Origin of the sequence: Pseudoalteromonas sp. BDTF-M6 (genome assembly GCF_018334135.1) — a bacterium.
In the GTDB taxonomy this organism is placed as follows: Bacteria; Pseudomonadota; Gammaproteobacteria; order Enterobacterales; family Alteromonadaceae; genus Pseudoalteromonas.
Map to the genome: position 1 here is coordinate 439,998 of NZ_JAGXTQ010000002.1, position 14,094 is coordinate 454,091.

13 protein-coding genes are annotated in these 14,094 nt (G+C 49.0%); 11 read left to right on the top strand and 2 right to left on the bottom strand.

The features are described from left to right. Positions 1-57 precede the first annotated feature (57 nt). The 7 genes from phoU to KD147_RS06440 all read left to right on the top strand — a co-directional run bounded on the left by phoU (position 58) and on the right by KD147_RS06440 (position 6,194). Positions 58-759: a phosphate signaling complex protein PhoU gene (phoU, locus tag KD147_RS06410; RefSeq protein WP_105253718.1), complete on the top strand. Its 702-nt coding sequence runs from the start codon at positions 58-60 to the stop codon at positions 757-759. 266 nt (positions 760-1,025) lie between these two features. Continuing rightward, the gene (locus KD147_RS06415) at positions 1,026-1,703 is read left to right on the top strand and encodes a TIGR00153 family protein (RefSeq protein WP_105253719.1); all 678 of its coding nucleotides are present in this window, start codon (positions 1,026-1,028) and stop codon (positions 1,701-1,703) included. Positions 1,704-1,775: 72 nt separating this feature from the next. Continuing rightward, the gene (locus KD147_RS06420; RefSeq protein ID WP_105253720.1) at positions 1,776-3,044 is read left to right on the top strand and encodes an inorganic phosphate transporter; all 1,269 of its coding nucleotides are present in this window, start codon (positions 1,776-1,778) and stop codon (positions 3,042-3,044) included. A 99-nt stretch (positions 3,045-3,143) separates the two neighbouring features. After that, the gene (locus KD147_RS06425) at positions 3,144-4,058 is read left to right on the top strand and encodes a hydrogen peroxide-inducible genes activator (protein ID WP_212547259.1); all 915 of its coding nucleotides are present in this window, start codon (positions 3,144-3,146) and stop codon (positions 4,056-4,058) included. Positions 4,059-4,172: 114 nt separating this feature from the next. Further along, complete coding sequence (locus KD147_RS06430; RefSeq protein WP_212547260.1) at positions 4,173-4,715, top strand: RNA polymerase sigma factor; 543 nt, start codon at positions 4,173-4,175, stop codon at positions 4,713-4,715. Then, on the top strand, positions 4,705-5,313 hold the full coding sequence (locus KD147_RS06435; RefSeq protein ID WP_212547261.1) for a hypothetical protein: 609 nt from the start codon (positions 4,705-4,707) through the stop codon (positions 5,311-5,313). Before KD147_RS06430 ends, KD147_RS06435 begins: the two co-directional genes overlap by 11 nt. After that, positions 5,310-6,194, top strand: a complete 885-nt coding sequence (locus KD147_RS06440) for a hypothetical protein (protein WP_212547262.1) — start codon at positions 5,310-5,312, stop codon at positions 6,192-6,194. Before KD147_RS06435 ends, KD147_RS06440 begins: the two co-directional genes overlap by 4 nt. Positions 6,195-6,267: 73 nt before the next feature. Here the strand turns inward: KD147_RS06440 and KD147_RS06445 are convergent, their stop codons facing one another. Continuing rightward, positions 6,268-6,471, bottom strand: a complete 204-nt coding sequence (locus KD147_RS06445) for a hypothetical protein (RefSeq protein ID WP_105187907.1) — start codon at positions 6,469-6,471, stop codon at positions 6,268-6,270. Between the two features lie 287 nt (positions 6,472-6,758). Next, positions 6,759-9,260: a two-component system response regulator gene (locus KD147_RS06450; protein ID WP_212547263.1), complete on the bottom strand. Its 2,502-nt coding sequence runs from the start codon at positions 9,258-9,260 to the stop codon at positions 6,759-6,761. 140 nt (positions 9,261-9,400) lie between these two features. Between KD147_RS06450 and queA the strand changes: the two genes are divergently transcribed. The 4 genes from queA (at position 9,401) to secD (ending at position 14,082) form a co-directional block, all read left to right on the top strand. After that, a complete protein-coding gene (gene queA, locus KD147_RS06455) occupies positions 9,401-10,441 on the top strand; it encodes a tRNA preQ1(34) S-adenosylmethionine ribosyltransferase-isomerase QueA (RefSeq protein WP_212547264.1) in 1,041 nt (346 codons plus the stop codon). Between the two features lie 224 nt (positions 10,442-10,665). Beyond that, positions 10,666-11,790 carry a tRNA guanosine(34) transglycosylase Tgt gene (gene tgt, locus KD147_RS06460; protein ID WP_105187904.1) on the top strand — a complete coding sequence of 375 codons (1,125 nt, stop codon included), beginning with the start codon at positions 10,666-10,668 and terminating at the stop codon, positions 11,788-11,790. A gap of 80 nt (positions 11,791-11,870) precedes the next feature. Beyond that, a complete protein-coding gene (yajC, locus tag KD147_RS06465; protein WP_105253726.1) occupies positions 11,871-12,209 on the top strand; it encodes a preprotein translocase subunit YajC in 339 nt (112 codons plus the stop codon). A 13-nt stretch (positions 12,210-12,222) separates the two neighbouring features. Next, entirely contained in the window at positions 12,223-14,082 is a 1,860-nt protein-coding gene (gene secD / locus KD147_RS06470) for a protein translocase subunit SecD (RefSeq protein WP_105253727.1), read from the top strand. Positions 14,083-14,094: the final 12 nt, after the last annotated feature.

The window sequence follows — 14,094 nt, forward strand, 5'->3', positions numbered from 1 at the left end:
TGTGATGGGCGTAGCAATGCTTGCTATCATTACTAGGTAAGAATTAAGAAGGCCATTATGGAACACAATATCAATAAGCACATCTCTGGTAAGTTCAACGAAGAGCTGGAAAATGTGCGTAATCATGTACTAAGCATGGGTGGTTTGGTTGAACAGCAACTAAACAGTGCCTTAGACGCCGTAGCCAAAGGCGACGGCGAGCTGGCGAAGAAGGTAAAAGAAAACGATTACCGCGTAAACGCCATGGAAGTGAATATCGATGAAGAGTGTACGCGCATCATCGCCAAGCGTCAGCCGGCGGCGAGCGATTTACGCTTGGTGGTAGCCATTGCCAAAACCATCGCCGATTTAGAACGTATCGGCGATGAAGCCGAGCGTATCGCCAAAGTGGCCTTGGACTCATTCACCAAAGACCAGCAGGGCTTGTTGGTGAACATGGAAAACATGGGTCGCTTGGTATCAAAAATGCTGCACGATGTGCTTGATGCCTTTGCCCGTATGGACGCGCAAAAAGCGTTTGAAGTGCACAAGGCCGATGAAAAAGTCGACCGTGAGTATGAAGCGCTGACGCGTCAGATCATGACCTACATGATGGAAGACCCACGCTCAATTCCACGTGTAATGGAGCTGATCTGGTCGGTACGTTCACTGGAGCGTATTGGCGATCGTTGCCAAAATATTTCCGAATACGTGATCTACTTCGTTAAGGGTAAAGACATTCGCCACGTGTCACAGGATACGATTGCGAAAACCATCTAACGGCTAGAACGGATACCAGGGCAGAAAGGACTTTTGCCCTTTTTTATGCGCATATTTTTCATTGTCTTTGAGTTGGCAAAACAATGATGAATTGGGCATGAAAATTCATGCGTTTGGGTGATTAATAAGGTAAAATTACGCCCGAAGCATAAAGATGCAAATCGAAAATAAATTTACATTAGCCGCGATTCTAGGAGTTATCCTAAGACGCTTCTATGACTTATTTATGACGATTTTATTGCAAACTAAGATTCAAAGGGTCAGTTATGCCTAGTAATGCGTTTTTAGGGGTTTTTGCAAAATCACCTATTAAACCAATCGAAGATCATATTAAAAAGGTGCATAAAGCCAGCGCCATGCTTATTCCGTTTTTTGAACATGTGTTTGAAAAGCAGTGGCATGAAGCGGAAGAATTGCGCCTTAAAATTCGCTCACTAGAACGTGAAGCGGACGAGTTAAAACGTGAAATCCGTCTTAACTTGCCACGTGGTTTGTTCCTTCCAGTTGAGCGTACCGATCTCCTCGAGCTGATCACTCATCAAGATAAGATTGCTAACAAAGCAAAAGACATCGCTGGACGCGTTGTTGGTCGTGAGATGACAATCCCTGAGACCATCCAAAAAGACTTCTTGCAGTACTTATCTCGTTGTGTGGATGCAACAAAACAAGCATCAAAAGCTATCAATGAACTTGACGAGTTGTTGGAAACCGGTTTTCGCGGTCGCGAAGTAACCCTGGTGGAAAAAATGCTTGTCGAGCTTGATGCTATTGAGCAAGACACGGACGACATGCAAATCAGATTGCGTCATGAATTACGTCGCATCGAAGACACAATGAATCCCGTTGACGTGATGTTCTTATACAAGATCATCGAATGGGTGGGTGATTTAGCAGATATCGCTGAACGAGTAGGTGCTCGTTTAGAAGTACTGTTAGCCCGTTAACATTGCCAGGATTTAACCCAGTGAAAGGCTCGGTGTTAAATCACACAAAGTTAAAAAAATAAGGTTTTTCTGATGGATATTATTTCGTCCTACGGTACCGTGTTAGTGCTTGTAGCCGCAGCGGTAGGTTTCTTCATGGCTTATGGTATCGGTGCAAACGATGTTGCCAACGCCATGGGTACTTCTGTGGGCTCTAAAGCTCTAACGATCAAACAAGCAATCATCGTTGCGATGATTTTTGAATTTGCCGGTGCCTACTTGGCTGGCGGTGAAGTAACATCAACGATCCGTAAAGGTATTATTGATGCCGCCCCATTTGCTGATATCCCTGAACTCATGGTTCTGGGTATGATTGCCGCGCTCTTTGCAGCGGGTAGCTGGTTATTGATCGCCTCTTTCCTGGGCTGGCCGGTATCGACTACTCACTCAATCATTGGTGCCATCATTGGTTTCGCCCTTGTTGCCGTGGGCAGTGAAGCGATTCAGTGGACTAAGGTTGCAGGTATAGTGGGTAGCTGGATTGTCACCCCGGCGATATCTGGCTTTATTGCTTACCTTATCTTTATGAGTGCGCAAAAGCTGATCTTTGATACCGAGAAACCGCTTGAGAACGCGAAGCGTTTTGTACCTCTGTATATGGGTCTGGCCGGTTTTGTTATGTCACTCGTGACGATCAAAAAAGGCTTAAAGCACATAGGTATTAACATGGGTGCAGTGGAAGGTTATCTGCTTTCTATCGGCATTGCCGTTGTTATTGCCATTATCGGTAAAATCGTTATCCAGCGCTTAAAGATGGACCCTAAAGCCGACAAGAAAATGCAGTTCAACAACGTTGAAAAAGTGTTTGCAGTATTAATGGTTCTGACCGCCTGTTGTATGGCCTTTGCACACGGTTCAAACGACGTAGCTAACGCTATTGGTCCACTTGCTGCGGTAGTTAACATTGTTGAAAACAATGGTGAAATCGCTAAGAAAGCAGCTCTTGCCTGGTGGATTCTACCTCTTGGTGGTATTGGTATCGTTGTTGGTCTTGCGCTCCTAGGTAAGAAGGTAATTAAAACTATCGGTGAAGGCATCACTCACCTAACGCCTAGCCGTGGTTTTGCTGCCGAGCTTGCCGCTGCCTCTACCGTTGTTATTGCCTCGGGTACTGGTCTTCCTATTTCTACCACGCAAACCTTAGTTGGTGCGGTATTAGGTGTAGGTATGGCCCGCGGTATTGCTGCACTTAATATGGGCGTAATAAGAAATATCGTTGTTTCTTGGGTAATTACATTGCCTGTTGGTGCTGCGCTTGCTATTGTAATCTTCTACGTATTACGAACAGCATTTGGCGTATAAAGCGTAGGCGTCAATCGCCTACCACGACTAAACAGTCTTTTAGCTTGAAAAGATCTCAACGCCCTAGGTGTTGGGGTCTTTTTATTTATGGGCATAAATATGACGAACCTACCCAGTATTAAACAGCTTCAGTATCTCTTAGCCGTACACCAGCACCAGCATTTTGGCCGCGCCGCCGCCGCTTGTTATATCGGTCAGTCGACCCTCAGTAGCGCCATTCAGAACCTTGAGGAAAACCTCGGGGTGCAGCTTATCGAGCGGGAAAACCGCAGCCTGATGTTTACCGCCATTGGCGAGGAAGTGGTCGAAAAGGCGAAGAAGATTATCGATGACACCATGAGTGTTAAAGAGCTTACCCGCAGTCATTTACACCCGCTGAGCGGCTCACTCACGATTGGTATTATTCCCACCATCGCCAGCTTTATTGCCGCGCCCTTGCATTGCTATTGCAAGGCCACCTTTAAAGATCTGGACTTGGTGCTGGTAGAAGACACCAGTGACAACCTGCTCGATAAACTCGAACATGGCCATATTGATATTGCCTTGCTGGCATTGCCCTATGAAACCGGTCGTTTTCATACCCAGGTTCTCGCTAAGGATAAATTTTATCTGGTACATCATAAGGATTACCACCTTGACTCTGAGGTCGATTACAACCAGTTGCCGGAGCACAGTGTCTTCTTGCTCGAACGCGAACATTGTATGACGGGTCATGCCCTCAGTGCCTGTAACTTAGAGCGTGCTAGCTGTATTAATCCGTTTGAGGCCAGCAATCTCCATACTCTGCTTTCCATGGTGGAGTACAAGCTTGGCGTAACCTTCTTACCGCAAATGGCGTTGAATGCCGGGATTTTAGATTCTAAACCTTTGCTGGCGGTGAGTTCGGACTCCGATGCCCACCGTGATGTGGGTTTAGTTTGGCGTAAAACCACTGGACGTATCGGCGACTTCCGTCTCTTCAGTGATAAGGTCGGCGAGTTTCTTCGCACCTGCTGCACTGTGGGCAGCGAATAATATTTTCAAAAGCGGCTTAGGCCGCTTTTTTTATAAATAAATTAAATTTTTTCAAACTTTTTCCAACTGCCTTGCAACTAACCTAATAACACAATCCATTGATTGCTTAATTACGTGATATTTGACTCAGAACAACGGCTAATAACAAAAGCGCAAAGCGGCAGCAATAAAGCCTGGCTGACCCTGGTGAAACGCTATGAGAAAAGGCTGTATAACCAGTGCCTCAGGCTGCTGCAGCATCCCGACGACGCCCTCGATGTGATGCAGGAAACCTTTATCAGTGCCTATCAAGGTCTGGGTCAGTTTAATGGGCGTAGCCAATTGCATACCTGGTTGTTTCGTATTGCCTATAACAAGTCTGCGGAACATTTTCGCCGTCATCGTCAGCATCAGCGTATGGACGAGGTGGTTGAGCCCAGCAGCAATATATTGCATATGGAGCGCCCGCTAATGCAGGCACAGCAAAATCAACACTTGTTAGCCGAACTCGCAAAATTGCCATTTGAGCAAAGGGTGGTCGTTGAAATGAAGTTCTTCCAGCATTGCACCTTTGAAGAGATTGCTCAGCAGTTGGAGATATCGGCCAATACGGTCAAAACACGTTTGTATGCGGCTTTGGGTCGTTTAAAGCCGCAGCTGGAGGTGAATGATGGCTAAGCAAAATTATCTAGAAGCACTTTTTGCCCGAGTGTTAGAGGGTGAGCAGTTGCGTGCGGATGAAATGGCGGCAGTGGCTGAAGATCCTGTTTTTGGCCCCATGCTCACACAGGCCGAATATTGGCAAGGAGCGGCCAAGCAGTTTGCTGCCCAAGATGTCCCTCAACACTGGCAGCCAGAGCGACTCTTTCCTTCAGTAACGGCTTCAAGCCAATATTTTCCTTGGGTGGCCGCTGGGGTGATGAGCATTGCCATGCTTTTTGGCGGCTACCAGGTTTACGGCACTAATCAGCAGTTGGTGGCGCAAATTCAGCGGCAACAGCAAACGCTGGCAGTCCAAAAACAGCAGATGCAGCAGTTGAGTGATGCCTTGCTGGCGCAGTCGCAGTGGCAAAAGGAAGCCTTGGCAGATATCGCCACTCAAACCGTGGATATTGCCCGCAGCGAGCGACAGAACGCGATGGCTACCCTGGTTGATTACATCAATGCCCAGCGCGCCGAAGATAGCGCCTATTTACGTATGCAGCTCAATGATATTGCAGAACAAATTGAACAACAGCCGCCTTATAGCACGGCTTACAACACAGAGAGTAAATGATGAAAAAATACCTTATAGCAAGCACCGTTGCGCTCGGTGTGTTTTCCTGCACAGGCGTTGCCCAAGCCGGTGAGTTTGATCAGGTACAACGCCAAATTGGCATAGTGGAAAATATCCTTGGCACGGCGTTGAAGCAGGATTTAGAGCAACAGTCGGTGCAGGTGTCGAGTACTTATTTGGCCGAGCAAGGAGTCTTATACCGCATTCGTTTGGATAATCACTTTGTGTTTGTGAGTGAATTTGAGGATATCCCCTTACCACCGCTACCATCCGAGGTGGTGATCACCGCAGATTCTGTGACCATGAATGATGGTCATATGGAATTCGTCAATGGCGAAGTCGTCGGCACCGAAACGAAAGAGGTCATTATTTCATTAGACGATATCCGCGAGCAATCGGAGCAAATGCGTGCTGCCGCAGAAGCGCAAAGAGAGCTGAGCTTTCGCATTCGTGAATTAAACCGTGAGCAGCGTGAGCTGAAAATGCAATCCAAGCTGCAGGACAATGACCAGGAATTTACCGAGCAGTTGCAAGAAATAGAGCGTGAAGTCGTGAAGTTGCGTGAACAGAAAGATGCACTCGATGCTAAAAATAAGGTGCTGGTAAAAGAGGTGAAAGAGAAGCGTTTAAAGCATAAGGAAAAACAAGCGCAACAGCAGCAGGAACAACTACAGAAAGCACTGACCAGCGTCGCGCGAAGCCTCTGTGATTATGGGGTAGGAATGCGTGATATCAGCGACGAGCAATTTGTGAATGTGCAGTTTAGCCAGTCGCGTAATCAGCATATGGCGGTGTTTAAAAAGGCCGATATCAACCGTTGCGTTAGCGGTAAGCTGGACCATAAAGACTTGCTGAGCAGAGCTAAGCAATACGCTTTATAGCAGGCAAGTATGAGTTGCACGCATCAATGATGTACACCCAAACTCAGTACCAAGCTTAACACCCTGTAGTGCGCTACAGGGTTGTTTTTGAGCCAAACTGGTGTTTTTCCAACGCTGGTAAAAACAGCAAGTACACCCATACCACTAAATTAAAGTAGGGCACCAGACCCAAGGCGAGAAAGAGCTTAACTGGATAGCCCTTTCGCTTGGCATGCATATAGCACTGCCCGGCGATAAAGAGGTTGACGCATAAAAGTAGAGTAACTAAAAAAAACATGCCGATTTCCTTTATTAGTAGTCTTCCACACCCCTGAGTACAGGCGGCGACGCGGAGTTCCTGAACCAGTAAACTGGTTTTGCCACATTCCATTGTTGGGCCATTATTAGTTTTATGCCGTGTCACCTTGGCAGCTTGGCCTTTGACACGATTAGCGCATTGATGGTCGCCTTGGTGTCTACCTCGGCAAGTGCCGAGCGTGAGCTCAGGCGGACCATGAACTACTCAGTATAGACAAGCGGCTGCAGAGCAACAGGAATGCTAGCTAAAAAATAGCCAATTAGCACTTAGCCTGATGTTTTTGCAGCGATTATTTTTTGGTTGTTTTCGAGGGCATGAAGGGGGGCTGGCTTGGCAATAAAGTACCCTTGGGCATAATCTACGCCTATTTCTTTAAGCATGCCGTAGATTTCTTTATTTTCCACATACTCGGCAACCGAGCCTTTATCGAGGGAGGCGGCGATGTCATTAATGGCTTTTACCAAGGCGTAGTCTATGGGATCGCGTTGCATGTCGCGGACAAAGGAGCCATCGATTTTAACATGCTGGGCCGGCAGGCGTTTAAGGTAGTCGAAGGTACTAAAGCCGGTACCAAAATCGTCGATTGAAAAATCACAGCCCAGGGCGTTGAGGGCGAGGATCATCTCCCGTGTGGCTTCTAGATTACCCACACTGGCGCTTTCTGTGATTTCAAAAATCACCCGCTTGGGGTCAACGCCGTGGTCATAAAGCATGGTTTTAATATGTGGTAAGAGACGGTCATCGAGTAGAGATTGGGCCGACAGGTTGATAGCAACGCGCTGAATTTCTGGATGTTCGCTTAAATCGCGAATGGCCGAGCGCACCACACATTGATCCATCAGATAGCTGTCATTGAGCATTTCCAGGGCAGGAATAAAGTGGTTGGGGTAGATCAGCTCACCGTCAATACGCAGGCGCAGCAAGACCTCGTAGTAGGCGATGCGCGAGCGCTTGATATCCCAAACCGGTTGATAGTGCAGTTCGATATTGTCCTGCTGCAAGGCTGAGCGTACATTGTGACCCCATTCCAGCCCCGATTGCATGGCATTGCTATGAGAATCGCTGGCATCGTAGCAGTGCACCAGGTTACGGCCTTGGCTTTTGGCTATGTACAAGGCGATATCGGCCTGTTTTAAACACTCGTTGGCATCGTTGTTCTGCACCGATATCTGGGTCACGCCAATGGAGCAGCTGATGGAGTAAATTTGCTCCTGGCATTGAAACTGATGACCGTCAATGGCGACACAGATACTTTCGGCGACCATATGGGCATCAAGCAAGGGAGTGTTGGGCAGTAGGATGGCAAACTCATCGCCGCCGATGCGAAAAATCAGATACTGCTCTTCGATATGCTGTAAAAACAGCTCAGCCACTTCTTTGAGCACAGTATCGCCTTCCTGGTGACCCTTACTGTCGTTGATAATCTTAAAGTGATCCAAGTCGATATAGATCAGCGCATGAAGGTCATCGCCGGCGGTGGCTTGGCACAGGGCGCTGAGCTGCAAATCGAAGTAATAGCGGTTATGCAGCCCGGTCAGGGTATCGTGGAGCGCCAAGTGTTGTAGCTTAAGCTCTGCCTGTTTGCGCTCTTCGATATTATCGATAGAGGCGGTGATCACGGCGCTGTGATTATGATCGCTGACATGCTGAAAACGGCACTCAAACCAAATCAGTTGGCCATTACTGGCCTGCAGCTGTAGCTCTATTTTACGCCGTTTTGCTTGCGCCTTAAACACGGCGTTTAGGGCGGTCTTGAGTCTGGGTTTATGGCCCTCATAGCAGTAATCTTCTAAGCGCGTGCCAATGCTGTGTTTCAGGCCAAAGCCGGTGTTTGCTTCCCAGGCCGGGTTGAGGAAACTGATGCGCCCGTGCTCGTCGAGTTCCATCACCACGGTATTGAGGTGCATGAGGATGCGCTGGTGCGCTGAGTAGAGTTCTTTGTACTTTTGCTGGCTTTGGCTGAGTTGCGCCACCTTCTTTTCAAATTCGCCGTAGCTGGCGATAAAGTCTTCACGGCGAGCGGCATGATCGCATACCTTCATCAATAAAGCGTTATCGTAGGGGCGACGAACGAAGTCGGTCACGCCACTTAAAAGCAGCTGTTCGGCATAATCCGCGTCCTGGCTGTCGATAATGGTCACTATGGCCTGGCTGGGGTTGTGGGCAAGAATGTTCTGCACCAGGGTGTTGGCGCTGGCAGTGTTGGCTACACTGGCGTCAAGTAGAACGATGGCATAATGCCCCTGAAGGTATATATCGAGGGTGTGGGTGGCGCTATCGCACACCTGCACCGCAAAATTAAGTGCGAGGGCATCGCTCATTTGCTGGGCCTTGGCGGCATCGGGCTCTAACAGTAACAGTTTTAATCTGCTCGACTTTTCCAATTGGGTCGAAAGTACCTTGGCCAGGGCCTGTGGTAGTAAATCCTGACGCTCTATGGGCACCACGGCATCGATGCCATAACTGCGCGCCGTGGTTTCGGCAATACGTTCGCAGTAAAACGGAGGTGTCAACACTATGGGGGTATGCTTGGGGGTTTTTAACAGCCCGGAGCGCACCATGCGGGAAAAGCGCCAGCCATCAATTTTGCCCACATCAAGGCCGGTGATCACTAAGCTGACGGGGCGCTCTTTCAGTAGTTGTAGGGCTTGTTGCGAGTCACTTTGTTCAATCACCTCAAAGACATCTAAGCGTCCTAAAGTGCGCTTGACCACCTCGCGCTCGGCGGCGTTGGCATTGATGATCATTAAACTAAGTGGCGTCGCCATGGATACTACCTAAGAGACTTAAATATATGTAAGAACTGTAGGTTATAGTGAATCAAAAGCCTAGACAAGTTAGTGCGCTTGATTTCGGATTGGGGAATCACTAGACTTGGCGCGATTTTCAGCACCCTGGAGAGCCCGACATGCGTGTGGCCGATTTTAGTTTTGATTTACCCGAAGAGTTAATTGCCCGTTTTCCACAAAAGGAGCGCAGCCAAAGCCGCTTGCTTAAGGTGGATGGTAACAGCGGTGCGACCTCTCATCATATTTTCAAAGACATTATCGACTTTATCGAGCCTGGCGATCTTTTGGTGTTTAACAATACCAAGGTGATCCCGGCGCGCATGCACGGTAATAAGGCTTCCGGCGGTAAGGTGGAAGTGCTGGTTGAGCGAGTTTTGGATGATAAGCGGGTTTTGGCTCATGTGCGCTCAAGCAAGTCACCTAAGCCTGGCACCATGCTGCTGCTTGAAGGCAAAGCCGAAATGGAAATGCTCGGCCGCCAGGGAGAGCTTTTCGAACTGGAATTAAAGGGCGAGGGGTCGGTGCTGGAGACCTTGGAACAAATTGGTCATATGCCTTTGCCGCCTTATATCGACCGTCCGGACAATGACGAAGATAAGCAGCGCTATCAGACCGTTTACGGTGAAAAACCCGGTGCCGTGGCGGCGCCGACCGCTGGCTTGCACTTTGATGAAGCGCTGATGCAGCAGCTAAAAGACAAGAATGTTGAGATGGCCTTTGTCACCCTGCATGTGGGAGCCGGCACCTTTCAGCCGGTGCGCGTAGAGAGCGTTACCGATCACCATATGCACTCGGAATACATTGAAGTGCCAGAAGAGGTGGTGGCCGCAGTGCAGGCCGCTAAAGCGCGCGGCGGTCGAGTTATCGCCGTGGGTACAACCTCGGTGCGTTCTTTGGAGTCGGCGGCGAAAATCGGTGGCGGCGAGCTTAAAAGCTACTTTGGCGACACAGATATCTTTATTTTCCCTGGCTACCAATTCAATGTGGTCGATGCCATGATCACCAACTTCCACTTGCCCGAGTCGACCCTGATCATGTTGGTCAGCGCCTTCTCGGGGCAAACGCATATTATGGATGCCTACCACGAGGCCATCAAAGAGCGTTATCGCTTTTTCAGTTATGGCGATGCCATGTTCTTAACTAAAAAAACCGCTTCTTAAGAGCGGTTTTTTATTACCCAAAAGTAAGGCCAGGCGTACACCAAGAATTACCCACTATGCAAAGGCCGGTGACTCGCTGGTATTTCTCCCCCTTTTATTTTTTCGATTTGCCCCAATTCATAGTATTGCCGTGCCAAAAAAGGTAGAATCGGACGGTTAAATTGCGCCTGAGTTCGCAACAGTTAAGTAGAGTTGGACTGTTTTTCCGACCGATTGAGGTTCACATGAAATTTGAATTAGATACAACCGACGGCAAAGCCCGTCGTGGTCGCTTGATTTTTGACCGTGGTGTAGTGGAAACACCGGCATTTATGCCTGTGGGCACTTACGGCACGGTTAAAGGCATGACTCCTGAAGAGCTAAAAGGCACAGGAGCACATATCTGTTTGGGCAATACTTTCCACCTGATGTTGCGCCCAGGCACTGAGATCATCAAACAACACGGTGATCTGCACGACTTTATGGGCTGGGATAAGCCTATTCTGACCGACTCAGGCGGTTTCCAGGTATTCAGCCTGGGTGCCATGCGTAAAATCTCTGAAGAAGGGGTGTTGTTCAGCTCTCCGGTGAATGGTGAGAAAATTATGCTCAGCCCGGAAAAAGCGATGCAAGTGCAGCGCGATCTGGGTTCTGACATAGTGATGATCTTTGACGAATGTACGCCGTATCCTGCGACCGAAAAGCAGGCGAAAGATTCTATGGAACTATCGCTGCGTTGGGCAAAACGTTCCAAAGAAGGGCATGGCGATAACCCGTCGGCCTTATTCGGTATCATCCAAGGTGGCATGTATCCAGAGCTGCGTGCGCAATCGCAAGCAGGCCTAGAAGAAATTGGCTTTGACGGGTATGCACTGGGCGGCCTTTCTGTAGGTGAGCCAAAAGAAGACATGATCAACATCCTGGATCACTGTGCCTACAAGATGCCGGAGCAAAAGCCGCGTTACCTAATGGGTGTGGGGAAACCAGAAGACATCGTTGAGGCGGTACGCCGTGGTATCGATATGTTTGACTGTGTTATGCCAACCCGAAATGCCCGTAACGGCCACCTGTTTATTACCGATGGCGTGGTGAAAATTCGTAACGCCGTGCATAAAACAGATACCGCGCCGTTGGATAGCGAGTGTGATTGTCATACCTGTACCAACTTCTCACGCGCGTATTTGCATCACCTAGACAAGTGTAATGAGATCCTAGGAGCGCGCCTGAACACCATCCACAACCTGCGTTATTACCAGCGTCTGATGGAAGGGCTGCGTGAGGCCATTGCCGCGGGAGAACTTGACGCATTCGTGGCGGACTTTTATGCTCGCCGTAATATGCCGGTTCCTGAACTCGCTGAAACAGAATAACTGCCAGCCCGCCTTTGAGCGGGCTTGCGTGTAAATTAAGACATTAAAATTAATAGTTACATACTGAAGGGGAACACCTGATGAGTTTATTTATTGCAAACGCTCATGCCAGCACAGCTGGTGCCGCACCTGCTGGTGGCGGTTATGAAATGCTAATCATGCTGGCTATTTTCGGCTTGGTATTTTATTTCCTAATCTACCGTCCACAGGCTAAGCGTGTAAAAGAGCACAAAAACCTAATGAGCGCCCTGGCCAAGGGTGACGAAGTACTTACGCAAGGTGGTTTAGTGGGTAAAATCACTAAGGTAGCCGAAGACAAAGACTTCGTAACCATCGCCTTAAACGACCAAGCTGAAGTGACTGTACAGAAAGCCTCAATTTCTGCAGTGCTACCTAAAGGCACCATGAAGTCACTATAAAAAGGAAAGATACGTGTTAAATAAGTATCCTTTATGGAAGTATTTACTCGTGCTTTTAGTGCTTGCGGTAGGGGTGCTCTATGCCACCCCTAACATCTATGGCCGTGACCCTGCTATTCAGGTAACGGGCGCCAAAGGTGCCGACGCAACACTAAGCGCATTGGATTCGGTAAATACCATCCTTAGCGAAAATAAAATTGAAACCAAATCGAGCAAGCTCGAAGACGGGCAAATCCTGGTTCGCTTTAAGAACGTAGAACAACAACTAAAAGCTCAGGACATCTTGCGCGACAATTTAAGTGAAGACTACATCTCAGCCATTAATATGGCCCCGGCGCAACCCGAGTGGTTGAAGTCGATTGGCGGTAACCCGATGAAGCTGGGTCTTGACTTAAGTGGTGGTGTGCATTTCACCATGGAAGTAGACATGGTGACCGCAATGGACAATGCACTGAACCAGATGGAGCAGGACTTCCGCGCGGATTTACGTGAAGAAAAGCTACGCTATCGCACCATACGCCGAGTTGCCGGCAGTGATTCTGTGCAGGTTGTTATGCGCAGCGAAGAGGATAAAGGCGCGGCGGAGAAATTCCTGCAAGGCCGTTATCAGGGCTATCTGTTTAGCGACGATAGCAACAACGACAGTGGTTTTGTCGTAACCATGAGCGAGCTGCGCATAAAAGAGCTGCGCGATTACGCCATCAAGCAAAATGAAACCATTATTCGTAACCGTATTAACCAAATTGGTGTGGCCGAGCCAAACGTACAACGTCAGGGTGCTGAGCGTATTATCGTCCAGCTCCCGGGTGTACAGGACACGGCACGAGCCAAAGAAATCCTAGGTGCTACGGCTACTCTAGAGTTCCGCGAAGTAGATCAAGATGCGGATCCGGGCTTGGCCATGCAGGGTCGCGTGCCGCCGGGGACTGAGATCATCATGGACCGTACGGGTCGTCCCGTGGTGCTTAAAAAGCGTGTGATCTTAGAAGGTAGCCATATTACCGGTGCACAATCGAGCCTGGATGAATACCAGCGTCCACAGGTAAATATCTCACTCGATTCTAAAGGTGGCGCCAAGATGGATGCCTTCACCAAGCGTGCTATTGGCAAGCCGATGGCCACGGTATTTATCGAGTACAAGCCATCCGGTGAAGTGGATGCCAACGGTAAAGCCCTGCCGCCGATCAAGGTGGAAGAGGTAATTAACGTGGCCACCATTCAGGCGCGTTTAAACCGCAGCTTCCGTATTACCGGTCTGGATAGCCCGGCTGAAGCCCATAACCTCAGCCTGCTGCTGCGTGCCGGTGCTCTGGTTGCACCGATTCAAATCGTTGAAGAGCGTACCGTAGGTCCGAGCCTGGGTCAGGAAAACATCGAAGCGGGGATGACAGCGGTCGTTCTTGGTTTTGCCTTCGTGCTGGCCTTTATGTTGCTGTACTACAAGGGGTTCGGCATGGTTGCCAACCTGGCGCTTGCTGCCAACCTGATTATGATTGTTGGTGTTATGTCGATGATCCCAGGCGCAGCCCTGACTTTACCTGGTATTGCCGGTATCGTACTAACCGTAGGTATGGCGGTTGATGCCAACGTACTTATTTTTGAGCGTATCCGTGAAGAGCTGGCCGATGGCCGCAGTCCGCAACAGGCGATTCACTTTGGTTACGACAGCGCCTTTAGCACCATTTTTGATGCCAATATTACCACCCTGATTGCTGCGGTTATTCTGTTTGCAGTGGGTACAGGCCCGATTGCCGGCTTCGCGGTAACGCTAGCGATTGGTATTTTGACCTCAATGTTTACGGCTATTGTCGGTACCCGTGCGGTGATCAACTTGATCGTTGGCGGTAAACGCATTGAAAAGCTGTCGATATAGGAGCAACTGAGC

Coding starts and splice junctions, on each gene's coding strand:
- phoU (WP_105253718.1), top strand. CDS start 58: ATGGAACACAATATCAATAAGCACATCTCTGGTAAGTTCAACGAAGAG.
- KD147_RS06415 (WP_105253719.1), top strand. CDS start 1,026: ATGCCTAGTAATGCGTTTTTAGGGGTTTTTGCAAAATCACCTATTAAA.
- KD147_RS06420 (WP_105253720.1), top strand. CDS start 1,776: ATGGATATTATTTCGTCCTACGGTACCGTGTTAGTGCTTGTAGCCGCA.
- KD147_RS06425 (WP_212547259.1), top strand. CDS start 3,144: ATGACGAACCTACCCAGTATTAAACAGCTTCAGTATCTCTTAGCCGTA.
- KD147_RS06435 (WP_212547261.1), top strand. CDS start 4,705: ATGATGGCTAAGCAAAATTATCTAGAAGCACTTTTTGCCCGAGTGTTA.
- KD147_RS06440 (WP_212547262.1), top strand. CDS start 5,310: ATGATGAAAAAATACCTTATAGCAAGCACCGTTGCGCTCGGTGTGTTT.
- KD147_RS06445 (WP_105187907.1), bottom strand. CDS start 6,471: ATGTTTTTTTTAGTTACTCTACTTTTATGCGTCAACCTCTTTATCGCC.
- KD147_RS06450 (WP_212547263.1), bottom strand. CDS start 9,260: ATGGCGACGCCACTTAGTTTAATGATCATCAATGCCAACGCCGCCGAG.
- queA (WP_212547264.1), top strand. CDS start 9,401: ATGCGTGTGGCCGATTTTAGTTTTGATTTACCCGAAGAGTTAATTGCC.
- tgt (WP_105187904.1), top strand. CDS start 10,666: ATGAAATTTGAATTAGATACAACCGACGGCAAAGCCCGTCGTGGTCGC.
- yajC (WP_105253726.1), top strand. CDS start 11,871: ATGAGTTTATTTATTGCAAACGCTCATGCCAGCACAGCTGGTGCCGCA.